General features: G+C 64.5%; 26 protein-coding genes and 1 tRNA gene. 15 read left to right on the top strand and 12 right to left on the bottom strand.

Going from position 1 to position 23210, the window contains the following annotated elements:
- Positions 1 to 122 precede the first annotated feature (122 nt).
- On the bottom strand, positions 123 to 1367 hold the full coding sequence (locus BOO71_RS07990; RefSeq protein WP_075831423.1) for an S-layer homology domain-containing protein: 1245 nt from the start codon (positions 1365 to 1367) through the stop codon (positions 123 to 125).
- Between the two features lie 521 nt (positions 1368 to 1888).
- On the opposite strand from BOO71_RS07990, the gene BOO71_RS07995 reads away from it, so the two are divergent.
- Positions 1889 to 2698, top strand: coding sequence for an enoyl-CoA hydratase/isomerase family protein (locus BOO71_RS07995; protein WP_083653219.1), 810 nt, complete (start codon positions 1889 to 1891; stop codon positions 2696 to 2698).
- On the top strand, positions 2691 to 3779 hold the full coding sequence (locus tag BOO71_RS08000; RefSeq protein ID WP_075831425.1) for a phosphohydrolase: 1089 nt from the start codon (positions 2691 to 2693) through the stop codon (positions 3777 to 3779). The genes BOO71_RS07995 and BOO71_RS08000 overlap by 8 nt, the downstream gene beginning before the upstream one ends.
- 88 nt (positions 3780 to 3867) lie before the next feature.
- Here the strand turns inward: BOO71_RS08000 and BOO71_RS08005 are convergent, their stop codons facing one another.
- On the bottom strand, positions 3868 to 4191 hold the full coding sequence (locus BOO71_RS08005; protein ID WP_075831426.1) for a hypothetical protein: 324 nt from the start codon (positions 4189 to 4191) through the stop codon (positions 3868 to 3870).
- Positions 4192 to 4301: 110 nt separating this feature from the next.
- On the opposite strand from BOO71_RS08005, the gene BOO71_RS08010 reads away from it, so the two are divergent.
- Entirely contained in the window at positions 4302 to 4772 is a 471-nt protein-coding gene (locus BOO71_RS08010) for a transcription elongation factor GreA (protein WP_075831427.1), read from the top strand.
- 68 nt (positions 4773 to 4840) lie between these two features.
- Here BOO71_RS08010 and BOO71_RS08015 read toward each other — a convergent pair whose 3' ends face one another.
- From BOO71_RS08015 to prfA, 3 genes are read right to left on the bottom strand one after another with little or no spacing between them, the layout of a single operon-like run.
- Entirely contained in the window at positions 4841 to 5539 is a 699-nt protein-coding gene (locus tag BOO71_RS08015) for an adenine nucleotide alpha hydrolase (protein WP_217694864.1), read from the bottom strand.
- Positions 5536 to 6030: an NUDIX hydrolase gene (locus BOO71_RS08020; protein ID WP_075831428.1), complete on the bottom strand. Its 495-nt coding sequence runs from the start codon at positions 6028 to 6030 to the stop codon at positions 5536 to 5538. The genes BOO71_RS08015 and BOO71_RS08020 overlap by 4 nt, the downstream gene beginning before the upstream one ends.
- Positions 6017 to 7150, bottom strand: a complete 1134-nt coding sequence (gene prfA / locus BOO71_RS08025; protein ID WP_075831429.1) for a peptide chain release factor 1 — start codon at positions 7148 to 7150, stop codon at positions 6017 to 6019. The genes BOO71_RS08020 and prfA overlap by 14 nt, the downstream gene beginning before the upstream one ends.
- A gap of 359 nt (positions 7151 to 7509) precedes the next feature.
- On the opposite strand from prfA, the gene BOO71_RS08030 reads away from it, so the two are divergent.
- Positions 7510 to 8487: a homoserine dehydrogenase gene (locus BOO71_RS08030; RefSeq protein ID WP_075831430.1), complete on the top strand. Its 978-nt coding sequence runs from the start codon at positions 7510 to 7512 to the stop codon at positions 8485 to 8487.
- A 352-nt stretch (positions 8488 to 8839) separates the two neighbouring features.
- On the opposite strand, the gene BOO71_RS08035 is transcribed toward BOO71_RS08030, so the two are convergent.
- A complete protein-coding gene (locus tag BOO71_RS08035; protein WP_075831431.1) occupies positions 8840 to 9466 on the bottom strand; it encodes a DUF4384 domain-containing protein in 627 nt (208 codons plus the stop codon).
- 248 nt (positions 9467 to 9714) lie between these two features.
- Positions 9715 to 9788 (bottom strand) — tRNA-Gln (locus BOO71_RS08040).
- 156 nt (positions 9789 to 9944) lie between these two features.
- Between BOO71_RS08040 and BOO71_RS08045 the strand changes: the two genes are divergently transcribed.
- From BOO71_RS08045 to BOO71_RS08075, 7 genes are all read left to right on the top strand, one after another.
- Complete coding sequence (locus tag BOO71_RS08045; protein WP_075831432.1) at positions 9945 to 10145, top strand: DUF2945 domain-containing protein; 201 nt, start codon at positions 9945 to 9947, stop codon at positions 10143 to 10145.
- A gap of 30 nt (positions 10146 to 10175) precedes the next feature.
- Entirely contained in the window at positions 10176 to 10736 is a 561-nt protein-coding gene (gene dcd, locus BOO71_RS08050; RefSeq protein WP_075831496.1) for a dCTP deaminase, read from the top strand.
- Positions 10737 to 10741: 5 nt separating this feature from the next.
- Entirely contained in the window at positions 10742 to 11242 is a 501-nt protein-coding gene (locus BOO71_RS08055; RefSeq protein WP_254843084.1) for a GNAT family N-acetyltransferase, read from the top strand.
- An 84-nt stretch (positions 11243 to 11326) separates the two neighbouring features.
- Positions 11327 to 11548 carry a hypothetical protein gene (locus tag BOO71_RS08060; RefSeq protein WP_075831434.1) on the top strand — a complete coding sequence of 74 codons (222 nt, stop codon included), beginning with the start codon at positions 11327 to 11329 and terminating at the stop codon, positions 11546 to 11548.
- A gap of 138 nt (positions 11549 to 11686) precedes the next feature.
- Positions 11687 to 12016: a DoxX family protein gene (locus BOO71_RS08065; RefSeq protein ID WP_439823020.1), complete on the top strand. Its 330-nt coding sequence runs from the start codon at positions 11687 to 11689 to the stop codon at positions 12014 to 12016.
- A gap of 101 nt (positions 12017 to 12117) precedes the next feature.
- Positions 12118 to 12780: a TRAP transporter small permease subunit gene (locus BOO71_RS08070; protein WP_075831435.1), complete on the top strand. Its 663-nt coding sequence runs from the start codon at positions 12118 to 12120 to the stop codon at positions 12778 to 12780.
- The gene (locus tag BOO71_RS08075) at positions 12780 to 14102 is read left to right on the top strand and encodes a TRAP transporter large permease (RefSeq protein ID WP_217694865.1); all 1323 of its coding nucleotides are present in this window, start codon (positions 12780 to 12782) and stop codon (positions 14100 to 14102) included. Before BOO71_RS08070 ends, BOO71_RS08075 begins: the two co-directional genes overlap by 1 nt.
- Before the next feature lie 123 nt (positions 14103 to 14225).
- Here BOO71_RS08075 and BOO71_RS08080 read toward each other — a convergent pair whose 3' ends face one another.
- Together BOO71_RS08080 and BOO71_RS08085 are read right to left on the bottom strand one after the other, a co-directional pair.
- The gene (locus BOO71_RS08080; protein WP_175607397.1) at positions 14226 to 15302 is read right to left on the bottom strand and encodes a TRAP transporter substrate-binding protein; all 1077 of its coding nucleotides are present in this window, start codon (positions 15300 to 15302) and stop codon (positions 14226 to 14228) included.
- Between the two features lie 257 nt (positions 15303 to 15559).
- The gene (locus BOO71_RS08085) at positions 15560 to 16027 is read right to left on the bottom strand and encodes an acyl-CoA thioesterase (RefSeq protein WP_075831437.1); all 468 of its coding nucleotides are present in this window, start codon (positions 16025 to 16027) and stop codon (positions 15560 to 15562) included.
- A gap of 35 nt (positions 16028 to 16062) precedes the next feature.
- Here BOO71_RS08085 and BOO71_RS08090 point away from each other — a divergent pair, with 35 nt between their 5' ends.
- The 4 genes from BOO71_RS08090 (at position 16063) to BOO71_RS08105 (ending at position 18943) form a co-directional block, all read left to right on the top strand.
- Positions 16063 to 17259, top strand: a complete 1197-nt coding sequence (locus BOO71_RS08090) for an acetyl-CoA C-acetyltransferase (RefSeq protein ID WP_075831438.1) — start codon at positions 16063 to 16065, stop codon at positions 17257 to 17259.
- A gap of 14 nt (positions 17260 to 17273) precedes the next feature.
- Positions 17274 to 17681 carry a DUF952 domain-containing protein gene (locus BOO71_RS08095; RefSeq protein ID WP_075831439.1) on the top strand — a complete coding sequence of 136 codons (408 nt, stop codon included), beginning with the start codon at positions 17274 to 17276 and terminating at the stop codon, positions 17679 to 17681.
- Positions 17678 to 18352, top strand: coding sequence for an ankyrin repeat domain-containing protein (locus tag BOO71_RS08100; RefSeq protein ID WP_075831440.1), 675 nt, complete (start codon positions 17678 to 17680; stop codon positions 18350 to 18352). Before BOO71_RS08095 ends, BOO71_RS08100 begins: the two co-directional genes overlap by 4 nt.
- 63 nt (positions 18353 to 18415) lie before the next feature.
- The gene (locus BOO71_RS08105) at positions 18416 to 18943 is read left to right on the top strand and encodes a hypothetical protein (protein ID WP_075831441.1); all 528 of its coding nucleotides are present in this window, start codon (positions 18416 to 18418) and stop codon (positions 18941 to 18943) included.
- Positions 18944 to 19006: 63 nt separating this feature from the next.
- Here the strand turns inward: BOO71_RS08105 and BOO71_RS08110 are convergent, their stop codons facing one another.
- The 3 genes from BOO71_RS08110 to BOO71_RS08120 all read right to left on the bottom strand — a co-directional run bounded on the left by BOO71_RS08110 (position 19007) and on the right by BOO71_RS08120 (position 23133).
- Complete coding sequence (locus BOO71_RS08110) at positions 19007 to 19333, bottom strand: non-heme iron oxygenase ferredoxin subunit (protein WP_075831442.1); 327 nt, start codon at positions 19331 to 19333, stop codon at positions 19007 to 19009.
- A gap of 171 nt (positions 19334 to 19504) precedes the next feature.
- On the bottom strand, positions 19505 to 20758 hold the full coding sequence (locus tag BOO71_RS08115) for an MFS transporter (RefSeq protein WP_075831443.1): 1254 nt from the start codon (positions 20756 to 20758) through the stop codon (positions 19505 to 19507).
- A 251-nt stretch (positions 20759 to 21009) separates the two neighbouring features.
- Positions 21010 to 23133: a molybdopterin oxidoreductase family protein gene (locus BOO71_RS08120; protein ID WP_075831444.1), complete on the bottom strand. Its 2124-nt coding sequence runs from the start codon at positions 23131 to 23133 to the stop codon at positions 21010 to 21012.
- Between the last annotated feature and the right edge of the window lie 77 nt (positions 23134 to 23210).

The raw sequence follows: 23210 nt of genomic DNA on the forward strand, positions 1-23210 counted from the left end.
CCGGTGGGAATGAATGGGCATGGGCAGGCGGCACCGCCATGCCGATACACAGGCACGAAAAAATAAACACGAAAAAACTGGCCCCCACATGGGAGGCCAGCTTCAGGAACTCAGGGAGAGGTTTAGAAGTAGAACTTCAGGCCGGCCTTGACCGCGCCGCCAAAGCCCTTGGTGGTCTTGGCCGCGTCGGTGCTGCCGTTGTTGAAATCAGTGCCGGAGCCGTCGTTACGGACGTTGCTCAGACCCGTGCCGAAGCCCTTGTTGGTCAGGTAGTAGCGCCCGTTGCCTTCCACGAAAGCAGCAATGCTGTCGGTGACGCGGAAGTCCACACCCACCAGCGCGTTGATGTAGGTATCGGTCGCGTTGGTGTTGCTGACGGTGGTGCGCGACTTGCTGCTCGTCAGACCCAGGCCCGCGCCCACGTAGGGGTGCAGGTTGCCCGCGCTCAGGTTGTAGGTCGCGTTCACGTCAGCGTGAATGGCGTTGTAGCCGGGCTGGTACTGGGCCGCCACACGCGCGCCGACCGGGCCGATCACGCTGGTGGAGCCGATCATCGCGCCGGCGGTGACGCACAGGTTGATCTGGGAGTTGGTCTTCTGCAACTTGTTGATGCAGTTGCTGGAACCGTCCACGAAGTTCGCACCGCCGCTGATCCCGGCGTACAGGGTCTTGGCGCTGGCCATGCTCATGTCGGTGCTGGGTTCGCCGATCACGACGGTGGTGCCGGGAGCAGGCGTGGGGGTGGGCGCAGGGGTGACCGTGGTGGTCGTGCCCGCAGCGCCAGCAGTTCCGGCAGGACCCGCAGGACCGGCGGGGCCAGCAGGACCCGCAGGACCGGTTGCGCCAGCAGGACCGGCAGGAATGTTCTGCACAGCGGCTTCAAGCGCGTCGATGCGGGCGGTCAGGGCGGCGGTGTCGGCACCGGCGCTCATGTTGCCCATCTCGTTGATCTTGGCTTCCAGCGCGTCGATGCGGGCCTGCTGGTCAGCGTTCAGCTTTTCTAGGTCGGTCACGCGGCCAGCGATGGCGGCCATCTCGGTGCTGACTTCCTGCATGCCGTTGGCCACAGCAGCCATGCCTTCCTGATCCATGCCGCAGTTGCTCAGCGCGCCGGTCTGGAGGAGACGGTAGAAAATCAGGGCGGCCTGGTAGCGCGTCAGGTTCTCGTTGCCACGGAAGGTGCCGTCGGGGAAGCCCTGGATCAGGCCACACTGCACGATACGGTCCACGGCGTCCTTGGCCCAGTGCCCGGCGGGCACGTCGGTGATGGTCACGGGGACAGGGCTGGTGGCGGGCGCGGCGGTCTGCGCGCCGGCAACGCCGAGGCTCAGGGCGAGGGTGGTGATCAAAATAAGGGGTTTACGCATGTGAAGATCTCCTTGAAACTGGGCAGAGCTGAGGTTCTGAATACAGAGCAGTCCTCCTGTTTCCTACGACCACCGTAGGCACAGGACGTGAGTAGATTGTGAAATTGGCAACTTTCCCTCTTGCCATTTCCATCAGAAGTGAGTTAGATAAGGATTCTAACATCATAGATGAGTACTGAGTAAGCAATCAATCACCGTTCATATCTGCCAGGAACGCCGTCTCACACTCTTCTTGAGAACTTTGCGCCCGATCCCAATAGACCAGCCAGAATACAGAAACAGAATCCATCTCATGAGAGAATGCTGGTACGTAATAATGAGATTCGGCACGTCAAACCTCAGTTCCTGGCACGGTGAAGACGTCCCCCCAGGATGACCGTCATTTCAGGCTTCTGGTTCTCCATCAACTCTTCAGATTTCCCACAACTTTCCAGATCGCAGCCCCTTCCCCAGCCGCTTCCGTCAGGAAAAGCAGACCTGAAGCGCGGTCTTCACCCGGCCTGCCGTGTCAAAGTGGGGCCATGACGCAGCCGGATACGCAGTTGGATGAAATGGAATTCGAGAATGTACAGATCGACCGCCACGGCCCGATTGCGGTTCTGACGGTTAACCGGCCCAGGGCGCTGAATGCCCTGAACGCCGAGACCCTGGGCGAGATCAGCGCGGCGGTGGATCTGATCGTGGAGGACGCCGAGGTCGGTGCGCTGATCATCACCGGCGGCGGGGACCGCGCCTTTGTCGCAGGGGCCGATATCGCCGAGTTCAAGACGCTGGACGGTGTGTACGCGGGCCGCGAGCTTTCGCTGGCCGGGCAGGACGTGATGCACCAGATCGCCACCCTGCCCATCCCGGTGATCGCGGCCATCAACGGCTTTGCGCTGGGCGGCGGGCTGGAACTGGCGCTGGCCTGCGACATCCGCGTGGCCTCCACCCACGCCAAGATGGGGCTGCCCGAAGTGACGCTGGGCCTGCTGCCCGGTTTCGGCGGCACGCAGCGTCTGGCCCGCCTGATCGGAGCGGGGCGCGCCCTGGACATGATGCTCACGGCGCGTCAGGTGGAGGCCGCCGAGGCTTTTGGCATGGGCCTGGTCAACTACGTGGCCGACGACGCCCTGAGCAAGGCGCGCGAGGTGGCCGAACAGATCCTGAAGAACGCGCCGATTGCCCTGTCGCTGGTCAAGGAAGCGGTGCGCCGGGGGCTGGACACCACGCTGGAAGCCGGGCTGGAGGTCGAGGCGGATCTGTTTGGTCTGCTGGTGGCCACCAAAGACTTTGGCGAGGGCGTGGACGCCTTCCTGAACAAGCGCAAGGCAGATTTCCAGGGTGAGTGACAACACCCGGCCCAACCAGAAACTGTCACGCAGGCCCGATCAGAAGTTCAAGCTGAGCGTGCAGGCAGGCAACGTGCAGGACGTGGCCGGCGTGCAGACCGAGCCTCCAATCGTCGCTGGGCAGACGGGCCGCGTCGTCGAGTTCACCACCCCGCGCTCCAAGATCATTCAGGAGGCCGACGCCGCCATCCGTGACGATCTGGAGCATTTTCCGCGTGCGCTGGCCGCCTACACCGCCCTGGCCACCGATCCTGAAGCGCTGGCCTGCTGGGACATGGCGAACTACATCACCATGCGCAAGCTGGGCTACAACGATCACGGGCGGGTGCATTCGTTTATTACCGGAGCCGCCAGCCTCGCCATCACCGAATTGCTGCTGGAAGGCGGCGTCAAGCCCGACATCATGGATTCGGGCATAGGCGACGCCGACGACGTATATCTGGCCGTGATCCTGGGCACCATGCTGCACGACATCGGCAACCAGATTCACCGCGTCAGCCACGAGCAGCACGGCGTGGCGCTGGCGCTGCCGATTCTGGACCGGATCATGGGACCGCTGTACGCCGATCCGTTCAAGCGGGCCAAGGTGCGCTCGTTCATCCTGGGGTCCATCAACTGTCACGATCTGAACCCACCGCCGCTGACTCTGGAAGGCGGCATCACCGCCGTGGCCGACGGCACCGACATCACCAAGGGGCGTGGGCGCAAGGCCTTTAGCCTGGGCAGCGTGGACATCCACTCGATCAGCGCGCTGGCCGTGGATGAGGTCGTGATCGAGCGGGGCCGCAACGCCCCGGTGCTGATCAGCGTGACCATGAACAATTCCGGCGGCATCTTTCAGGTGGAAGAAATTCTGGCCCCCAAGGTCATCCGCACGCCGATGCGCCGCTACGTGGAACTGCGCGCCGCCACCCGCCCGGAAGGCGAGGAACAGATCCTGTCGCGCGTGCGGCTGGACGGGGACCATTTCGTGATGGACCTGGAAAACGGCCAGCAGGTGGCCGTGGAGGTAGACGACAGCCAGAAGCGGGCGCAGGAGGCGCTGGCCTCCGCGCTGGATACCGGGGTGGAGCGGCGCTGACTGGGTTGTGGGCTGTGGGTTGTAGGAGGTGGGAAAAGCAGGAGAGGCGGCCCCGATCAACCTTGCGGGGCCGCTTCTTTTCTGATCTCTACTTCTTGTCGCCCGGCAGCGGTTTGCTGCGCGCCGGGCCGCCGTCCACGCCGCCGCTGTGGGCCGTGCCCTCGCCGCCGCGCTCATCGCCTTCCAGATCGCCGCCAGTCAGGTTGTTGGGATCGCCCTGGCGCACCTCGCCGTCCCAGTCACCCTGGATGCCGTCCATGAAGCCGGGCTGGTCGTTGGGGTTGCGGCGGTCCGCCTTGGTGTCCTGCCTCAGCACGTCCTCGGCCACCATCTTGTCTTGCAGGATCTCGCGGTCCACGCCCTCGTCCTGCACCTCGCCTCTAATTTCGCGGTCATCGTCGTATCGGGTCATGTCCGGCAGCCTAGGCGCGTGGGGCGGCCCGGCGCTGAACTGGGCCTTTACGAAACACTGGCGAACCCTGATGGCGGGATTTGACCACAACGCCGTATAGTGGAAGTTCTATGACTCAGGAACGTATCACCATGACCCAGCGCGGCTACGACAAGCTGGCCGAAACCCTGCACCAACTGAAGACCGTGCGCCGCGAGCAGATTTCGGAGTACATGGGCATCGCCATCGCCGACGGGGACCTGAGCGAGAGCGCGGCCTACGACGAGGCCCGCATGCAGCAGAGTGAGAACGAGACCCGTATCGTCGAGATCGAGAACCAACTGGAACGCGCCGAGATCATCGCGGGCGACGCCAGCAAGGGCGCGGGCCTGGGTGCAAAGATCAAGGTGCGCGACGAGAAGGGCAACGAGCGCCAGTTCGAGCTTGTCGGCACCTACGAGGTGGACGTGCCCAAAGGCCGCGTCAGCGACGCCAGCCCCTTTGGTCAGGCCCTGGCGGGCAAGCGTGAGGGCGACAAGGTAACGGTGCAACTGCCCAAGGGAACGGCCAAGTTTGAAGTGCTGTCGGTGGAATACGACTGAAGATTGGGCTATGGGGTGTGGGTTGTAGGAAAAGATGGAGGGCGTTGCGCGGGACGCGATGAACTCCTTTAGCCCTGTCCCAGCACCAGATCCAGCGTCGCCACCCGCAGCATTCCCTCGCCCGTGTAATGCACGCCCGCTGGGCCGGGAATGAGGTTGATAGGCCGCGCGAAATCCGGGCCGTCCACCAGAACGGTGTGATACTCGCCGTTCTCGCCGCAGGCATCGGCCCCCAGACCCTCGATCTCGGCCACCAGTTCGGCGTTCAGCGCCCTGCCCAGCAACCGTGCGGGCAGGGCGTCTTCCTTGACGGCAACGATCAGGGCGCAGAAGCCCAGGCCCAGCAGTTCGTCCACCAGCGTGCGGCGCGGTTCGAGCCACAGGGGCAAACTGACCCGCAGGCCCGCTGACTCACAGACCTTTTCCTCCCATTCGCGGTGGGCGGCCAGATCGATATCACCGAAGACGGCAGCGGTTGCGCCGTCCACCACCGCACCAGCCAGCAGCGCCGTGAACTCGCTTTCGTAGGTGGCCCAGGAGGCGTGCGCCGTTCTGAGTGGCACACCCAGCGCCGAAGCCTGCGCCGCCAGGACTTCCGGGCGCAGGCCATGCGAGCGCGAACGCTGCCCCGCCTCGTCCAGCATGTTGATGACGGCGAGGGGAACGCCCCCGCCCCGTTTGGCGCGGTGAAACGCCAGGGCGCTGTCCTTGCCGCCGCTCCAGGAGGTGACGAACTTCTCTGTGTCCACGGGCAAGTTATGGTTCACGGGCGAGGCTTCAGGGCGGGAATCCGCAGGCCGCCGCGTCCGTCCCAGCCCTTGAAAGCGTAAAAGCGGCCCGGCTCCCCGGTTTTCAGGAAGTCGCTGAGGGGTTCGCGCATGGGCGGGGATTCCAGCTTTTCCAGCGCCTCCTCGGTGGTGCAGAAGCGGGCCTCGACGATGAAGCCGTCGGGATCGGCGGGATTCAGCAGACCTTCCCAGGTGGCCTCGAACGCCACGGCGATGGCGCGTTCGCCCCGGCGCTCGTCCTCGATATGCACGGTGTAGGCCATGTGCAGGATGCCGGTCAGGCGCAGCCCGGTTTCCTCCAAGATTTCGCGGTACAGGGCCTCGGGCAGCGTTTCGCCGTTCTCCACGACGCCGCCGGGCAGGGTGTGGCGCACGCGCCCGTGGCCCTGCCAGTCGTTGCCGACCAGCAACACCCGCCCGAACCGGTCCCGCAGGATGCCTGCCGCCACCAGCAGGTCACGCCGCGCCATACTGCCCGCCCCGGCCCGTGCCCTCGTCCTGATCGGTCCCGTCCTGATCTGCCATCTCCATCAACTGCCGTTCCTTCTCGGCGCGGGCCAGTCCCGCCACCACGGGCACGAGCGCGCCGTTGATCACGCTGTCCAGCGGGTGGTTCTTATCTTCGCCCTCCAGCCGGTGATCGGTGACACGGTTCTGGGGGTAGTTGTAGGTGCGGATCTTCTCGCTGCGGTCCCCGCTGCCCACCTGCGAGGCGCGCTCGGTGCGCTCCAGCTCGTCACGCGCGGCGCGTTCGCGTTCGGCCAGACGCGAGGCCAGGACCACCAGCGCCTTCTCACGGTTCTTGATCTGCGAACGCCCGTCCTGACAGATCACCATGATCTCGTCCGGGGTTCCGGCGCGGTACACGGCGCGCACAGCGCTGTCGGTGGTGTTCACGCTCTGCCCACCCGCACCCTGCGAACGGTACACGTCGATGCGAACTTCCGAGAGGTCCAGATGAATCTCGTCCTGCTCGACTTCCGGCAGCACGGCCACCGTTACGGTACTGGTGTGGATGCGGCCCGCCGACTCGGTGGCAGGCACGCGCTGGACACGGTGAACACCCCGTTCCCACTTGAAGGCGCGGAAGGCGGAGTCGCCCGTCACTTCCGCCACCACCTTGCTGGCCCCGCCCAGATCGCTCTCGTTGGCGTCCATAACATTGACTTTGAGGTTGAGTCCCTCGGCGTAACGGGTGTACATCCGCAGCAGATCGGTGACGAACAGCCCGGCCTCCGCGCCGCCCGCGCCCGCGCGCAGTTCCAGAATCACATCTTTGGCGTCATCGGGATCGGTGGGCAGCAGCAGGACTTCCAGCTCGGACTCGATTTCTGCGAGGCGGGCGTTGATGGTCTTGACCTCGCCTGTCGCCAGCTCTTTCATGTCGGGGTCAGCAAGGAGTTCACGCGCTCCGGCCAGATCGGTTTCCAGGCCGTCTCGCTCGCGCAGCAGGGTGACGAGTGGGAGGAGTTCGCGGTGACGGCGGGTCAGCTTGCCGTATTCGCGGCCATTGGCCAGGGCCGCCGGATCACCCAGGCGACGCTCCACCAGCCCAAATTCAGACTGGAGTTCTCGCAGACGCGAACTCATACCGACTCCGATTGAAAGGTGTTGGAGACACCTGGAAATCCGAACGAAGTGAGTGGGAGAAAAACGGGTTCCGGGCATGTAGTGCGGGAATCGGCGCTGTCCCGATTTCTGCACGAAATAGACGGAATCCGTCTCATAAGACAGACGCAGCACGCGGCGCACAGGGGCGCGGCGGACTTTCAGCCGTTGGACAATCCAACAACAGACAGAATTTAGACACAGGTAACATGCGGCGCAGTCTAGCGTTCCCCCGGCTAGACGACTTGGAGCGAGGTCACAGGGCTGCGTTCTTCCCATGCCCGGCCCCACACCTAACCCGGCCCGGCCCCGCCCGCACGCCCCGCGTTAAGGTTGGAAGCATGAGAACTGTTACCGTGGGCGTTCTGGGCAGCGGCACTGTCGGCCAGGACGTGCTGAACCTGATCGAACGCCGGGAAAGCGTGTTTAGCGATCTGGGCGTGAAGATCGAGATTTCGGGCGTGCTGGTGCGCGACGTGAACAAGGTGCGCGACGTGCCGCCAGGAACGCGCGTGACCACCGATCCGGGCTTTTTGCAGGAGTGCGGGGTGGTCATCGAGGCGATGGGCGGGGTGGACCGCCCGCTGGAAATGCTGCTGCCGTACCTGCGCTCGGGCCGCCCGGTCATTACTGCCAACAAGGCGCTGCTGGCCGAACGCTGGGACGTGCTGCGCGAGTACGCCTTGGCCGGATCTCTGTATTACGAGGCCAGCGTGATGGCCGGAACCCCGGTGATCGGCCCGATGAGTACCGTCCTGCGTGCCAGCACCTTCACCCGCCTGCAAGCCGTGCTGAACGGAACGTGCCTGTACATCCTGAACCAGATGGAAGAGGGTAGAGACTACGCCGACGCGCTGGCCGGAGCGCAGGCGCTGGGCTACGCCGAGACCCCGCCCACGCTGGATGTCGGCGGCTTCGACACCGCGCACAAGCTGGCGGTCCTGGCCCGCTTCTGCGCCGACGGCAATTTCCCGTACAGCGCCGTGGAGGTGCAGGGCATCGAGAACATCACCCAGAAAGACATTCAGGACGCCCGCGCGGCAGGCGAGCGCATCAAGCTGGTGGCCGAGCTGGAGCGTCAGGGCGGCGCAGGACAGACCGGGCAATGGAAGGCCACGGTCGCGCCCCAGCGCCTGCCCGAGAGCCATCCGCTGTGTACCGCTGGCGCTGGCCGCAACGCGCTGGTGTACGAGGGTGAGGAATGCGGAATGCTGATCTTTGCCGGGGGCGGCGCGGGCGGCATGATCACCGCCAGCGCGATGGTGGGCGATCTGCTGGACTGGGTGATCGGTTTCCCCGGCCACGTTCCCCTGCACTGAGGGGTCATCACGAGGCGTTGTGATGTTCAAGTCAAAAGTGGACTTAAGTCCACTTTTGACTGATTTGCAGTTTGAGCCTGGACTGTTTGGAAAGTCAGGAGATGAGTGCGGCCGAGTAAACCTGCAAATCTTGTCATTTTCTGTTTGAGCCCAGTCCGGGTTTGAAATGAAAACGGGTGATGAAGTCCGCTTTCAAACTGAAAAAAATCCGCTTTCAAACTGAAAAAAGAGGCCGTGGCCTCGTGTTCCAGTCCGCTTTTAGTTTGAACGTCACAGGCGTTTAAAAATCGGACCCTCTGACCACAGAAGACTCGAAAATCTTCTGCGGTCAGAGGGTTGAACCTTCAGACGATCAGTAGCCCACCGTGTAATACGCCGTATCGCTGATCCAGTCGGTCTGGGCCACGGGCTGCGTCACGGGGCTGGGCACCGGGTCCACCACGATGCTCAGCGCCTGCGCCAGACCCTGGCTGGTTTTGGGCTTGACCACGGCGAAGTTGCCACCGTTCTGATAGCTGCTCAGTTCATTCAGGTTCAGGGCGCGGCGGCTGGCGATGACCAGCACCCGGTTCAGGCCGTAAGGACCAGCCACATCGAAGGTGAACTGATCGCCGCTGGCGGGAAAGGCGCGGGTCTGCCCGGCGCGCACATAGTTGCTGGAGCTGATGCGGTTGGGCAGAATCTGATCGGTGCTGCCGTCCGGGTTGACGTTGAACAGGTAGACGTAGGCGTTCTCGTTGACGCTGGTGTACAGCGTGATGTGTTCGCCGATGCGGTAGCTGGGATTCTGCGTGCCGCTGCGGTCACGGTCCACCCACACGCGGGCGCTGAGGTTGGTGGCCACCGGATTGACGATGATGCTCTGAGCGCTGATCTTCGGCGCGGCGAAAGCGGGCGCGGCCAGTCCCAGCAGGGCGGCGGAAACGGCGAGCAGCAGAGCGGGCTTCTTGAAGGATGCTGTTTTGGAGAATGCAGTCATGTTGGAGCCTCCGGGGATAAGCAGCCGTCATCCGTCACGCCCACAGAGTTCCCTGGGCGCGTTCGCGGTGCGTCTCTGCTTGTGTCCCCACGCTACGCCCCCGCATCTGACGCCCGGTGAACGCAGGCTGACTGAAGGTGAGGAAGCTGACGTTCAGTTTCATGAGGCGTGCCCGCCACGGAACAAATGAAAAAGCAGCCTCCCGGTGACGCGGGGGCTGCCTCTCTTTGCTGTTCTCTTCTTTACTGTGGCAGGGATACCAGGATTCGAACCTGAACAAACAGATCCAAAATCTGTTGTGCTGCCATTACACCATATCCCTAGAGTTGTTCCGCCTTTGCAGTGCGGCGGTCAAGAGTATAACGGTGGCGGGCACGGGGGGTCAACTGCCGTCTGCACGGCTGGACGGCCTTCACCCGGCCTCCACACTGTAGGGACGGCAACGGGCGGCGCGTCTGACGGATGCCACGCTGGCAGCATGACCTTCAACAAGGGCGATCAGGTGAAATGGAGCAGCCACAGCGGCGAGGCCAGTGGCAGGGTGGTCCGCGTGGCCCACGAGGACGGCGAGGTCAGCGGCTTTCAGTACCGTGCCACTCAGGACGATCCCCGTTACATCATCGAGGTGGAGGGCGGCAAGCATGTCGCGCATACGGCGGACGCCCTGTCGAAAGCCTGAGCCGGGGCCGTTTGCCGTAGCATGGCGGGCGTGAGTATTCTGCCCGACTGGCGTATCCGCGAACTGGCCCTCGCGGGCATGATCGACCCCTTCGAGGACCGCTTGGTCCGCACCGCCGAGAACCAGCAGGTGATCAGCTACGGCCTCAGCAGCTTCGGCTATGACCTGCGCTGCGCCAACGAGTGGAAGATCTTTACCAACGTCAACAGCGCCATCGTCGATCCTAAGCACTTCGACGAGCGCAGTTTCGTGGACATCACGGCCAGCGAGATCATCATTCCGCCGAACTCGTTTGCGCTGGCCCGCAGCCTGGAATACCTGAAAATTCCCGATAACGTGATGGTGGTGGCGCTGGGAAAATCGACGTATGCACGTTGCGGATTGGTCGCAAACGTAACTCCTCTGGAACCCGGCTGGGAGGGACACGTCACTCTCGAATTCTCCAACACCACGCCGCTGCCCGCCAAGATGTACGCCTTCGAGGGCTGTGTTCAGCTTCTCTTCTTTGAAGGCGAACGCCCCGAAGTGACTTACGGGGACCGCAAGGGCAAGTACCAGGGCCAGCGGGGCGTGACGCTGCCCAAACTTTGAGCGCCGTGGACATTCGCCCGCGCACCGATGCCGACTTCCCCGCGCTGGCAGAAGCCCTGCGCGGAACACACCGCGCCGACGCCTACCCCTCGGTGTGGCCTGCCGATCCCGCCGCCTTCCTTGCGCCGCCACTGACGCTGGGGGCCTGGGTGGCCGAGGTCAGGGGCGTGCCCGTGGGTCAGGTGGTCCTGCGGGCCGCGCCGGAGCCGGTGCCGGAATGGATCGCGGCCACCGGATTGCCAGCGCGGAAAGTCGCCTTCCTCTCACGGCTGCTCGTCGCACCGGAATCTCAGGGACAGGGGCTGGCACGTCAACTCTTCCGCGCCGCCTGGGGAGAGGCGCGGCGGCTGAATCGGCGGGCCATTCTGGATGTTCAGGCCGACGCCCCTGCCCCCATTGCCTTGTACGACAGCGAGGGCTGGGTGCGGGTGGCCACCCTGCCCGCACCCTGGACCGGGGCCGATGGCCGTCATCCGCAGATTTATGTCTACGTCTCGCCCGCCTGAGTCTGCTTAGTCCCGTCTTCATCTCTGAACGCGGCTTGAGACTTCTCTCTCCCCAGTAGGCCAATGAGCTGTCAGCCTTGCTCCATGCCAGACAAAGACGACAAGAACAGCGGCCACACCAGCCTGCCCGAGCAGTACGAGCGCAGCAAGGACGAGGTCAAGGAAATTGAAGACGGCCACAAGCCCTCTTTCAAGGGCAACAATGACCGCGAGGCGACTGCGGGCCGCAACACCGAACACGACAGCCTGAAGGAAAAGAAGGACGTGGAGGAAGCGCGTTCGGTGCCAGCCACCAAGCAGGGCTGAACACAGCAGAAAGAGAACACAGCAAAAAGAGCGGGGCCAGGAGGCGAGACTTCCTGGCCCCTTGTCATGCCTGCGCCGCTACAGTGGGCCATGTCCGAAACCGCCCGCCCTACCCTCAGCGTCATTGTGCTGGCCGCCGTGTTCACCGCCGCAGGTATCACGCATTTCGTCGCGCCGCAATTCTTTGATCGGATCGTACCGCCGGGCCTGCCCATGTCGGCGCGCACGGCCACGCTGATCAGCGGCGCGGCAGAGTTGGCAGGCGGGCTGGGTCTGCTGCACCCCGCCACCCGGCCTGCCGCCCGCCTGGGCCTGCTGGCGCTGCTGCTGGCGGTCTTCCCCGCCAACATCTACATGGCGCAGGAGCCGCAGAAATTTGGCGTGCCAGCGTGGGTGGCCTGGGGCAGATTGCCGCTCCAGCCGCTGCTGATGTGGCTGGTCTGGCGGGCGGGGCGCGGAAGAGACTGATCTCTCTGCCGACCAGGACACGTATACTCCGCAGGTAAACAAATTCTAAAGGAGCGGTTCTGGCACGAGTCGCAAGGCAGACCGTTCAAAGAGAGGTAGGGATGCCAGCACTGCTGGGACTTGCACGCGCAATAGACCGTTTTTCATCCTGGCTGGGCATCCTGATCGGCGGAGTGACGCTGCTGATGATCGGCGTCGGCCTCTTCAACGTGTTCGGGCGTTTTGCGGACCGGTATCTGGGCACCGCGTTTTCCAGCAATTCCCTGCTGGAACTCCAGTGGTACCTGTTCAGCGTGATCTTTCTGCTGGGCGGCGCGTACGTGCTGAGCCTGGACGAGCATGTGCGGGTGGACGTGCTGTACGGGCGGCTGGCCCCCAAACGCCGGGCGCTGATCAACCTGCTGGGCACGCTGCTGTTTCTGCTGCCGTTCTGCGTGATCGTGCTGTGGGTGGCGATTCCGTGGTTCCAGCTCAGTTACGGCATTCAGGAAACCAGCTCCGATCCGGGTGGGCTGCTGCGCTGGCCGATCAAGCTGTTGCTGCCCATCGGCTTCGTGTTTCTGTTTATTCAGGGCATCAGCGAGGCCATTAAGGCGGCAGGCGCGCTGACTGGCCACTACGAATACCGCACCCAGGACGAGTTGGACGAGGTGGCTGCCCTGGCCGCCGACGTGCAGTTGGACCGCGCCGGACTGGACGGCCTGCTGGTGGGCATCCCCGACGAGGCAGAAGAACAGATGAAGAACAACCAGAGGAAGAAATAGTGGACGCCATCGGCCTGTGGATGTTTTTCGGGGCGTTCATTCTCATTTTCAGCGGTTTCCCTGTGGCCTTCTCGCTGGCTGGAACCGCCATTATTTTTGGCCTGATCGGGCTGAGTACCGGGCACTTTGACGCCCTGCTGCTACGTGCCATTCCAGACCGCATTTTCGGCACCATGAGCAATTTCACGCTGCTGGCGATCCCGTATTTCGTGTTCATGGGCGGCATCCTGGGCAAGAGCGGGCTGGCCGAGGACCTGCTGCGGACGGCGGGCCTGCTGTTCGGGCGGCTGCGCGGCGGCATCGCGGTGGCCGTGGTGCTGGTGGGCCTGCTGCTGGCCGCCACGACGGGTGTGGTGGCCGCCACGGTGGTCACGATGGGCCTGATCAGCCTGCCGATCATGCTGCGCTACGGCTACGACAAGGGCCTCGCCAGCGGCGTGATCGCGGCGTCGGGCACGCTGGGACAGGTGATTCCGCCCAGCGTGGTGCTGGTGGTGCTGGGCAGCGAACTGGGCGTATCGGTGGGCGATCTATTTCTGGGATCGCTCGTGCCGGGGCTGATGCTGGCGGCGCTGTACATCGTGTACGTGATCGTGCGCTCGGCCATGAATCCCAAGCTGGCCCCGGCCATGCCTGCCGCCGAACTGAACATCAAGCCCGCCGCGATGGCCCTTCAGGTGTTGCGGGCCATGATTCCGCCGCTGCTGCTGATCTTCGCGGTGCTGGGGTCCATCTTCTTCGGTCTCGCCACCGCCACCGAAGCCGGGGCCGTCGGGGCGCTGGGCGCGGTGCTGCTGGCCCTCGCCAACCGCAAGATGACGCGCGCGGCGTTGTGGGAAGTGACCCTCTCCACCGCCCGCCTGACCACCTTCGTCATCTTCATCCTGATCGGCTCCACGTCGTTCTCGCTGGTGTTCCGGGCGCTGGACGGCGATCTGTACATGCAGAATATCCTGGCCAACCTGCCAGGCGGGGTGCTGGGCTTCCTGATCGTGACCAATCTGGCCATCTTCATCCTGGGCTTCTTTCTGGATTTCTTTGAAATCGCCTTTATCCTGCTGCCGATCTTCGCGCCCGTTGCCCGTGATCTGGGCGTGGACATGATCTGGTACGGCATCCTGCTGGGGATCAACCTCCAGACCAGTTTCCTGACGCCGCCGTTTGGGTTCTCGCTGTTCTACCTGCGCGGTATCGCGGGCAAATATCTGGCCACCACCGACATTTACCGGGGGGTGGTGCCGTTCATCTTCATCCAGATTTTCGTACTGGTGCTGTGCGTGGCCTTCCCCGGCCTGACAGGACTGCGGGCAGCGGGGCCGTGAAAAAATGGCAGAGGTGGAGCGCACAAAAGGCTCCACCTCTTTCCCAGATTGCCTCGCTTCCAGATTGCTATAGAACAGAGGCCCGCACAAATTCAGTGCGGGCCTCTGTTCTGTTGAGGGGCTTTAGCTGGTGAAGTCAATCATGGGGCGGTCATTGACCTGATGCCAGGCGCGCACATCGCGGCGGAAGGCGTTCCAGGGCGTGTACACCTTCTTGTAATCGGCATTCTTGGCCGAGTTCTCGGCGTGCAGTTCCTGGGTGGCCTTGTTGCCCGCCTTGAGGATGTCGCTGGAGTAACGGCGGATCAGGGTGCCGCCCTTCTTGAGGCGTTGCAGCGCAGCCTGGTTCTTGGCGTCGTAGTCGGCGGCGACGGCCAGGTTGGCCTCGGCACAGGCACTCGCCAGGATTTCCTTGTACGCCTTGGGCAGCGCGGCGTAGGCCTTCTTGCCCACCATCAGATCAAAGGCCGCGCTGGGTTCCCACCAGCCGGGGGCGTAGTAGAACTTGGCGGCTTTTTGCAGCCCCAGCTTCTCGTCGTCGTATGGCCCGACCCACTCGGCGGCGTCAATCGCGCCACGGTCCAGCGCCAGATAGATCTCGCCGCCGGGCAGCACCTGCACGTTCACGCCCAGCTTGGCCATGACCTGCCCGCCGATGCCGGGAATCCGCATCTTGAGGCCCTTGAAGTCCGCCGCTGTCTTGACTTCCTTCTTGAACCAGCCGCCCATCTGCGCGGTGGTGTTGCCCGCTGGAAACTGGATGATCCCGAAGTCGTCATAGACGGCGCGCATCAGCTCCAGGCCGCCCGCGCTGTAAATCCAGGCGTTCTGCTCGGAGGCGGTCAGGCCGAAGGGAACGCCAGTGGCAAAACCCAGGGTGGGGTTCTTGCCCACGTAGTAGTACCCGGCGCTGTGGCCGCACTCCACGGTGCCCTGCTGCACGGCGTCCAGCACCTGCAAGCCGGGGACCAGTTCGCCCGCCTCGTAGGCCCGGATGGTGAACTTGCCGTCGGTCATGGCGCTCACGCGGTCCGCGATCATCTGCGCGCCGCCGAACAGCACGTCCAGGCTCTTGGGCCAGCTCGTGGCGCATTTCCAGCGCACGTTGCCGGTCTGGGCAAAGCTGTGGGGCGAGAAGACGGTGCTGGCCGCAGCGGTGGCGGCGGCTCCTTTCAAGAACTTACGGCGGTCAATTCCCATGAATACCCTCCTGTGAACGCCCGTGAACCTTATGGCACACGACGTTTTTTCCGGTTGAAGATGGGAGCAGTATAACGGGCAATCTTGATCTGGTCTTCACACAGAAGAATCAGCCCAGTCTCATACGGATTCCGTCTGTTTCGCGCAGAAATCGGGACAGCGCCGATTCCTGCACTCCACGCCCGGAACCCGTTTTGCTCATGCTCACTCCGTTCGGATTTCCAGGTGTTTCCAACACCTTTCAATCGAATTCAGTATCAGCCGATCTTCAGGGATTCCAGCGCCACCCGCAGAACCGGGGGCAGATCCACCGGACGCCGCGAGGCCCGGTCCACGTAGACATGCACGAAATGGCCCTGTGCGGCAGCTTCCTCTGCCCCCTCCTGAAACACCGCCAGCTCGTAGCGCACGCTGCTGCGGCCCAGCTTTGCCACACGCACACCCACGCTCAAGGCTTCGGGAAAGGCGACGGGCGCGAAGAAGGCGCAGCCTGTTTCCACCACCAGACCGATCACCTCTCCCCCACGGATGTCCAGCGCGCCCTGAGCGGACAGGTAGGCATTGACCGCCGTATCAAAGTAGGCGTAATAGGTCACATTGTTGACATGGCCGTACACGTCGTTGTCGGCCCAGCGGGTCTGGATCGGGTGGTGGTATGGGTAGGCCGCGCGGGGCTGGGGCGTGGGACGGGGCGCAGAGCTGACGTTCACAGAGCCGGAGTTCATAGAGTCAGAGTAGAGCCGCCCGCTACACTCGTGCCATGACTCAAAACGCAGCTCAGAACAGCGCAAAAATCGTGATCGTGGCGGCGCGGCGCACGCCGATTGGCAGTTTTATGGGCGGACTGAAGAACGTATCCGCCGCTGAACTGGGCGTGGTGGCGGCGCGGGCGGTGGCCGAAGGGCTGCCTGGCGGCGATATTGCCGACGTGATCGTGGGTAACGTGCTTCAGGCGGGCAACGGAATGAACGTGGCGCGTCAGGTGGCGCTGGGCGCGAGACTGGCGGACCATGTGCCGGGATTGACGGTTAACCGCGTGTGCGGCAGCGGTCTCCAGGCGGTCATCAGTGCCGCGCAGGGGTTGAAGTCGGGGGACGGCAGGCTGTATCTGGCAGGCGGCACCGAGTCCATGAGCCGCGCCCCGTACCTGTTGCCGCGCGCCCGCGAGGGCTACCGCCTGGGCCACGCGACGGCGCTGGACAGCATTCTCAGTGAGGGGCTGACCGATGTGTTCAACGATTACCACATGGGCATCACGGCGGAGAACATTGCTGCCCAGTGGGGCATCACGCGCGACGAGCAGGACGCCTTCGCGCTGGAAAGCCAGAACCGCGCCGCCGCCGCGCTGGCGGGTGGGCATTTTGCCGACGAACTGGTGGCCGTGGAAGTGCCGGGCAAGAAGGGGCCGACGATATTCGACACCGACGAGTATCCGCGCACCACCTCTGCTGAAGCTCTGGCAAAGTTGCGCCCAGCCTTCAAAAAAGACGGCACCGTGACGGCGGGCAATGCCAGCGGTCTGAACGACGGCGCGGCCATGCTGGCAGTGACCACCGAGGACTACGCAAAAGCCAATGGCCTGAGCATTCTGGCCGAGATCAGCGGGTACGCGGCGATTGGTGTCGATCCCAAAGTCATGGGCATCGGCCCAGCCAGAGCCGTCCCCATCGCGCTGGAGCGGGCCGGGCTGACCCTGGCGGACGTGGATCTGCTGGAGCTGAACGAGGCGTTCGCCGCGCAGTCGCTGGCCGTGCTGCGCGATCTGGGAGCGGACCCGGCGAAAGTGAACATCACTGGGGGCGCAATCGCACTGGGCCACCCCATCGGCGCGAGCGGGGCGAGGGTGCTGGTCACGCTGATTCACGCTTTACGGCGCACCGGCAAGGAAACCGGGGTGGCCAGCCTGTGCATCGGCGGCGGCATGGGCATCGCCGTGGTGGTCCGGGCGCGGGACTGAGAGCGGGGGTCCGTATGAACACCATCGTCCATATCACCACCCGCACCGACTGGCAGGCCGCACAGCGGGCGGGGGAATACCAGCATCCCAGTCTGACCACCGACGGCTACATCCACTGCTCGTTGCCCACCGAAGGGCAGCTTCTGATGGTGGCCAACGCGTACTTTGCCGGACAACCCGATCTGGTGCTGCTGGTGATGGACCGTCAGCGCCTGACCGCCCCGGTTCAGGACGAGGAGTTTGAAAACAGCGGGCTGTTCTTCCCGCACGTTTACGGCTCCATCAATGCTGCGGCAGTGCTTCAGGTTCTGGACTTTTTGCCGCAGGCGGACGGGAGCTTCACTCTGCCCACCGCTCTTTCAGGCACGCATAACACGGCGGAGCAGGAGAAGCACCCCCTGCCGCGTACCCTGGTCCCATGACCACAGAGGCCGAGAAAGAACTGTTCCTGGCGATCCGCGCCAATGATGCCGGGGCCGTGCGCGAGCTGGTGGGGCGGGACCGCGCCCTGCTGACGGCGCTCAGCCCGATGGGCGTATCCCCGGTGCTGTTCGCCGCCTATTACCGCCACCCCGAGATGGCCCGCGTGCTGGTGCAGGAAGGCGCGGCGCTGGACATCTTCGAGGCGGCGGCCATCGGGGAAACAGAGCGCGTTCGGGAGATGCTGGACGCCGATTCCGCACTCCTCAACGCGGTCAGTCCAGACGGCTTTTCCCCGCTGGGCCTGTCTGCTTTCTTCGGTCAGGAGACGGTGACGGCGCTGCTGCTTTCGCTTGGGGCAGACGCGAACGCGGTCAGCCAGAACGCCATGCGGGTTCAACCGCTGCATTCGGCAGTGACGGGAAACCACGCCAGCCTCACTCTGAAGCTGCTGGAGGCCGGGGCAGATGTAAACGCCGTGCAGAACGGGGGATTTACCCCACTGATGGGCGCGGCACAGAACGGCAACGCGGAGCTGGTCAGGCTGTTGCTCTCGCACGGGGCGGGAACCGGGGCCGTGAACGAGGAGGGCCTCAGCGCCGCCGATCTGGCGCAGGAGGAAGGCCACGGCGAGGTGCTGATTCTGCTGGCGGGTCCTCCGGCGCGTTCATAAACCCTCAAGAAACCGGGAAGGCGGGCCGTATCCGCCTCAGCCTGCCACGGCACACACTGAGACATGAGTGACGAGCGCAGAACAGACGCACCGAACCCCAACGTGATCGGCCCCGAAACCGACGGGCAAACGGGCGCAGTGACAGGCTTTAGCACGCCGGACCCCAAGGACCACCACACGGTTGTGTATACCACCACGCCCGGAGATGACCGGGTGGGCAGCGCGGACCACGGCGAGAATGCGCCGCCAGAGATGGAGTCCGCGCATGAGATCACCGGCAAATATGACCACCTGGCCACGCGGGACGTGGAAGCGATGGAACATGACCCGGAAGCACCCGAGTTCGCCGGGGCGCAGACGGTGGCGGGCCTGGGCGGTGACGCACTGGGCGAGGTGATCCCCACCGGGGGTCTGGGCATCAATCCGGCAGCGGTGCTGGACCGTGGCCCCGTGGTGGGCCGCGCCGATCAGAACCCCGGCTACACGCCCCCCAGCGAGAAGACCGTGCCGCACGTCCGCGAGCAGCCTGGCGATCTGCTGCCCGGCCAATCCGAGGAGCTGGAAGACGAGATCAGCGGCAACACGCGCTGAACCGTAACTTCATTTGAAGAGGCCGCACGGAGCTGATCCGGCGGCCTTTTATGCTGGCAGTTCCTAGAGAGGCGAGACGTACACCACGCCGTCCTCGACTTCAGTTCTGAACAGCCTGACGGGCTTTACAGCAGGTAGCGATTTGGCCTTGCCTGTCGCCAGCTCAAATTTTGCACCGTGCTTCTGGCAGGTGATCCGGCCCATCTGAACCTCGCCGCCCAGCAACGGGTAATCCTGGTGGGTGCAGTTGTTGCGCAGGGCATAGAATACGCCCTCGTAATTCACCACCAGTACGCTGATGCCGTCCATCTCCACGGCGGTCTGGTGGCCCTCGGGCATCTCGGCTTCTGGACCCACGCGGACCCGCTCACTGCTCGTTGCTGCGCTCATTGCTGCAAGTTTAGAGCAGTTGGAGCAGTGGACAGGCGAACGCCACCAGAGGACCTGCCATCAGTTCATTCGATGTGTTCTACAGCAGGCCATCGCAGCCTCTTGATCAGCAATCGAAAAAGGGTCCGGTGGGCTGTTCGTGCCCCCACAGACCCCTCGATTTTTAGACGGTCAGGCGAAATTCGGCTGCCGCCCCAGCGCCCGCAGGCGCATCATGCTGCCGATAAAGACGGCGGTGGTCAGACCAGTCAGGGCCAGCAGGACGATAAATGCAGCCTGTGCGCCCAGCGTGGGCTTCAGGGCCGCGAAGATCAACGGCAGGAAAAAGCCGCCCAGTCCGCCCAGCAGGCCCACCAGGCCGCCCACCGTGCCCATCTGGCCAGGGTGCCACTGCGCCACCAGCGTGTAGGTGCTGGCCTTGCCGATGCCCATGCCCAGGCCCACCACGGTGGTCAGCAGCAAAAAGGCGGTCAGGGGCAGTTCTCGGGTTAAGAACAGCAGGCCCAGCAGCATCACGGCAAACGCCGTCACGGTAACGCCGCGCGGGCCGAAGCGGTCACTCAGGTGGCCGCCGACGGGCCGCAGCAGGCTGGCCGGGAAGATGAACAGCGCGGTCAGGAGTCCGGCCTCCGCGAGTGGGACGCCGTAGTGATCCACATAATATTTGGGCAGAAACAGGCTGAGGGCCACATACGCGCCGAAGAACACCACGTAGTACAGCCCGAAGCGCCAGACCTGTGCCTGGGCCAGCGGACGCAGCCAGTCGGCCAGCGTGCGGATACCGGGTGTGGCAACATCGGCGGGAGTCAGGGCGGCAGTCAGCGCAGCACAGACCAGCAGCGCCAGCGAGAACACGAAGGGCACGAACTGCCAGCCGCCCGGAATCAGCAGGCCCAGCGGCACCACGCCGATCAACGCGGGGGCCAGCAGCTTGGTGATGCTCGCGCCCGCGTTCCCGGCCCCGAAGGTGCCCAGCGCCAGCCCCTGACGCGCGGCGGGCACCCACTGCGCGATCCAGGCATTGCCCACCGCGAAGCTGACCCCGGCCAGCCCCACGCCCAGTGCCAGCACCAGCAGCAGGTTGTAGCTGCCCGCGCCGTCTGTCTTCACGAAGGCCAGCGCGAGGGAGAACGCGGCGGTCAGCAACGTGTTGGCGATAAAGACCTTCTTGCCACCGTAACGGTCTGCCCAGATGCCCGCAGGCAGGCGCAGCAGCGAGCCGGTCAGCACCGGAATGGCGGTCAGCAGCGCAAATTGCGCGTCGCTCAGGCCCAGTTCCTTACGAATCGGCAGGCCCAGGATGGCGAACATCAGCCACACGGCAAACATCAGCGTGAACCCGGCGGTACTCCAGGCCACGACTTTGCGGGCGTCGGCGGACAGGGCGGGCGTGGAACTGCTGGAAACGGGAGCGGTGTGGGTCATGGGCGAACCTCTGGGGGAGTGGGGGCGTGTGGGGGGCGAAAAGAAACCCCTCAGTCCTCTTGGCGGCCAGCTCCCCTCAAAAGGGAGCCAGGAGTGCGCTGCTGGCTGGGCAATTCCGAGACTCTTGCCTCCCTTCTAAGGGGAGGTGCCCCGTAGGGACGGACTCGCAGAGCTGCGAAGCAGAGGGGTTAAACGGGCATGGCATCCCAGAACCACGAAATCTCCAATAGAGCGCCGTCAAATCTTCAAACTCACCCCAGAACCACCTCCAGGCCACTACGCGCCGACGGGAATACCGCCGCGTGGGCCGGGAGCAGGGTCACCGCCGTCGCCTTGAACGCGGGCATCTGCGAATGGGGGTCCAGGGTGTGGGGATCGGTCAGCAGATTGGCCGCTCCGGGCCAGTGGAAGGGCAGAAAAACCGTGTCGGGGCGCAGACCGGGGTTGAGGGTCAATGGCAGCGTGACCTGCCCGTGCGCCGTGCGGAGGATGACCTCCTCGCCCACGCGCAGGCCGTAGTCGCGGGCCGTTTCAGGGTGGACCTGGACGCCGTGATCAGCCCCGTTCTTAGAGAGCAGGGCGGTATTGCGGCGGGTCTGGGTGCCGCTCTGGTAGTGGTGGCCCAGCCGCCCAGTGGTCAGGGTCAGTTGGCGGGCCGGGGCCGGGGCGGGCAGTTCGGGAACGTGCAGGGTGGCCCAGCCGTCGGCGGTGGGATAGGTGGGCGCGTAGGCGTGGGGCGTGTCGGGGCCGTCTGCGTGGCGCACCGGCCACTGGACGCTGGCACGGTCCAGCCTTTCGGCGCTGAGACCGCTGTAATCGGCCTTGCCGCCGCGTGTGGCGCGGAAGAACTCATCTTGCAACTCGCGGAAACTGGCGTATTCAAAGCCCTGCGGGCGTCCCACCGCTGCCGCCAGATCGCACAGAATGCGCCAGTCCTCGCGGGCCGCGCCGGGGGCGGTGATGGCCTTGCGGCGGCGCTGCACCCGGCCTTCCAGGTTGGTGGTGGTGCCTTCCTCCTCGCACCACATGCCGCCGGGCAGGACCAGCGTGGCAAGTTTGGCCGTCTCGCTGGGCAGGAAGTCAATGACGATCAGGTGTTTGAGGGCTTTCAGGTTCTCCGTGATCTGCCCCGCCCCCGCCGCGCTGACCACTGGATTGCTGCCCAGTACGATCAGGGCTTCAATACCGCCGTCCTGGCCGCAGGCGTTCAGCAGGTTCTGGGCGCTCAGGCCCGGCTGGGGCAGATCATCCGGCGCACAGCCCCACAGGGCGGCCATCTCGGCGCGGTGGCGCGGATCGCGCAGGGAACGCGCGCCGGGGAGCTGATCGTTCTTCTGCCCGTGTTCGCGCCCGCCCTGGCCGTTGCCCTGGCCGGTCAGGGTGCCGTAGCCGCCGCCGGGTTTGCCGAAGTGCCCGGTCAGATACGACAAGTTCAGCCACGCCTGCACGGTGTCGGTGCCGTGGGCGTGCTGCTCTGCGCCGCGTCCGGTCAGGATCAGGGGTTTGGTGGCCTCTGCGTAGCGCTTGGCCAGCAGCAGCAGTTCGCTTTCAGGAATGCCACATTCGGCGGCCACGCGCTGCGACGGGTACGCAGTGGCCTGCGCCAGCACCTCGGCCAGCCCGTGGGCAGGGGCGGTGGGGCGAATCTTGCCCCAGCGTTTCATCAGGTGGATCAGGCCCAGCGCCAGCACGCCGTCACTGCCGGGGCGCACCGCCAGATGGTGCCCGGCGACTTTTGCGGTGACGGTGGCGCGCGGATCGATGCTGTACACCGCGCCGCCCCGGTCCTTGGCGGCCTTCAGGTACTGCATGATCGGCGGCAGGGTTTCTGCGATGTTCGCGCCCACCAGCAGGATCAGGTCACTGCCCGCCATCTCGCCCAGCGGAAAGCCCAGTCCCCGGTCATAGCCCACCGTGCGGTTCAGCGCCGCGCTGGCCGAGGCCATGCAGTAGCGCCCGTTGTAGTCGATGTTGGGCGTCTTCAGGGCCAGCCGCGCGAATTTGCCCAGCAGATACGTCTTCTCGTTGGTCAGGCTGCCGCTGCCGTACACGCCCACCGCCGCCGGATTGCTGTCCAGCAAAGGCGTCAGCGCGTCACGCACGTAGGCCAGCGCCTCGGCCCAGGACACCGGGACCAGTTGACCGTTCTTCCGCAGCAACGGATCGGTCAGGCGTTCGGGATGACGTAGATCGTTCAGCGCTGCCAGCCCCTTCTTGCAGACCGTGCCGCGCGCCACCGGGCATTCCTTCGTGGGCATCAGCTTCACGGCCAGCCCGTTTTCCACATGAACATCAAAGTTGCACTGCACCGCGCAATACGGACAGGTGGTGCGGACGACGCGCGGGCCGGGTGACGGAAGGGAGGGCGCAGTCATGCGGTTGAGCCTGCGGGAGAGCTTGCAATCTGTCAAGATCAAATTTGATCAAACGGATAAAAAGCTGGATCATTTAG

Origin of the sequence: Deinococcus marmoris (genome assembly GCF_001949125.1) — a bacterium.
In the GTDB taxonomy this organism is placed as follows: Bacteria; Deinococcota; Deinococci; order Deinococcales; family Deinococcaceae; genus Deinococcus; species Deinococcus marmoris_A.

What these genes read in the sequence shown, in the direction of transcription:
- BOO71_RS08080 (WP_175607397.1), bottom strand. Translation starts at nt 15,302, where the DNA reads ATGGGAATTGACCGCCGTAAGTTCTTGAAAGGAGCCGCCGCCACCGCT.
- BOO71_RS08060 (WP_075831434.1), top strand. Translation starts at nt 11,327, where the DNA reads ATGCCAGACAAAGACGACAAGAACAGCGGCCACACCAGCCTGCCCGAG.
- BOO71_RS08105 (WP_075831441.1), top strand. Translation starts at nt 18,416, where the DNA reads ATGAGTGACGAGCGCAGAACAGACGCACCGAACCCCAACGTGATCGGC.
- BOO71_RS08110 (WP_075831442.1), bottom strand. Translation starts at nt 19,333, where the DNA reads ATGAGCGCAGCAACGAGCAGTGAGCGGGTCCGCGTGGGTCCAGAAGCC.
- BOO71_RS08085 (WP_075831437.1), bottom strand. Translation starts at nt 16,027, where the DNA reads ATGAACTCCGGCTCTGTGAACGTCAGCTCTGCGCCCCGTCCCACGCCC.
- BOO71_RS08005 (WP_075831426.1), bottom strand. Translation starts at nt 4,191, where the DNA reads ATGACCCGATACGACGATGACCGCGAAATTAGAGGCGAGGTGCAGGAC.
- BOO71_RS08070 (WP_075831435.1), top strand. Translation starts at nt 12,118, where the DNA reads ATGCCAGCACTGCTGGGACTTGCACGCGCAATAGACCGTTTTTCATCC.
- BOO71_RS08045 (WP_075831432.1), top strand. Translation starts at nt 9,945, where the DNA reads ATGACCTTCAACAAGGGCGATCAGGTGAAATGGAGCAGCCACAGCGGC.
- BOO71_RS08020 (WP_075831428.1), bottom strand. Translation starts at nt 6,030, where the DNA reads ATGGCGCGGCGTGACCTGCTGGTGGCGGCAGGCATCCTGCGGGACCGG.
- BOO71_RS08010 (WP_075831427.1), top strand. Translation starts at nt 4,302, where the DNA reads ATGACTCAGGAACGTATCACCATGACCCAGCGCGGCTACGACAAGCTG.
- BOO71_RS07995 (WP_083653219.1), top strand. Translation starts at nt 1,889, where the DNA reads ATGACGCAGCCGGATACGCAGTTGGATGAAATGGAATTCGAGAATGTA.
- BOO71_RS08035 (WP_075831431.1), bottom strand. Translation starts at nt 9,466, where the DNA reads ATGACTGCATTCTCCAAAACAGCATCCTTCAAGAAGCCCGCTCTGCTG.
- BOO71_RS08030 (WP_075831430.1), top strand. Translation starts at nt 7,510, where the DNA reads ATGAGAACTGTTACCGTGGGCGTTCTGGGCAGCGGCACTGTCGGCCAG.
- BOO71_RS07990 (WP_075831423.1), bottom strand. Translation starts at nt 1,367, where the DNA reads ATGCGTAAACCCCTTATTTTGATCACCACCCTCGCCCTGAGCCTCGGC.
- BOO71_RS08120 (WP_075831444.1), bottom strand. Translation starts at nt 23,133, where the DNA reads ATGACTGCGCCCTCCCTTCCGTCACCCGGCCCGCGCGTCGTCCGCACC.
- BOO71_RS08115 (WP_075831443.1), bottom strand. Translation starts at nt 20,758, where the DNA reads ATGACCCACACCGCTCCCGTTTCCAGCAGTTCCACGCCCGCCCTGTCC.
- BOO71_RS08100 (WP_075831440.1), top strand. Translation starts at nt 17,678, where the DNA reads ATGACCACAGAGGCCGAGAAAGAACTGTTCCTGGCGATCCGCGCCAAT.
- BOO71_RS08095 (WP_075831439.1), top strand. Translation starts at nt 17,274, where the DNA reads ATGAACACCATCGTCCATATCACCACCCGCACCGACTGGCAGGCCGCA.
- prfA (WP_075831429.1), bottom strand. Translation starts at nt 7,150, where the DNA reads ATGAGTTCGCGTCTGCGAGAACTCCAGTCTGAATTTGGGCTGGTGGAG.
- BOO71_RS08090 (WP_075831438.1), top strand. Translation starts at nt 16,063, where the DNA reads ATGACTCAAAACGCAGCTCAGAACAGCGCAAAAATCGTGATCGTGGCG.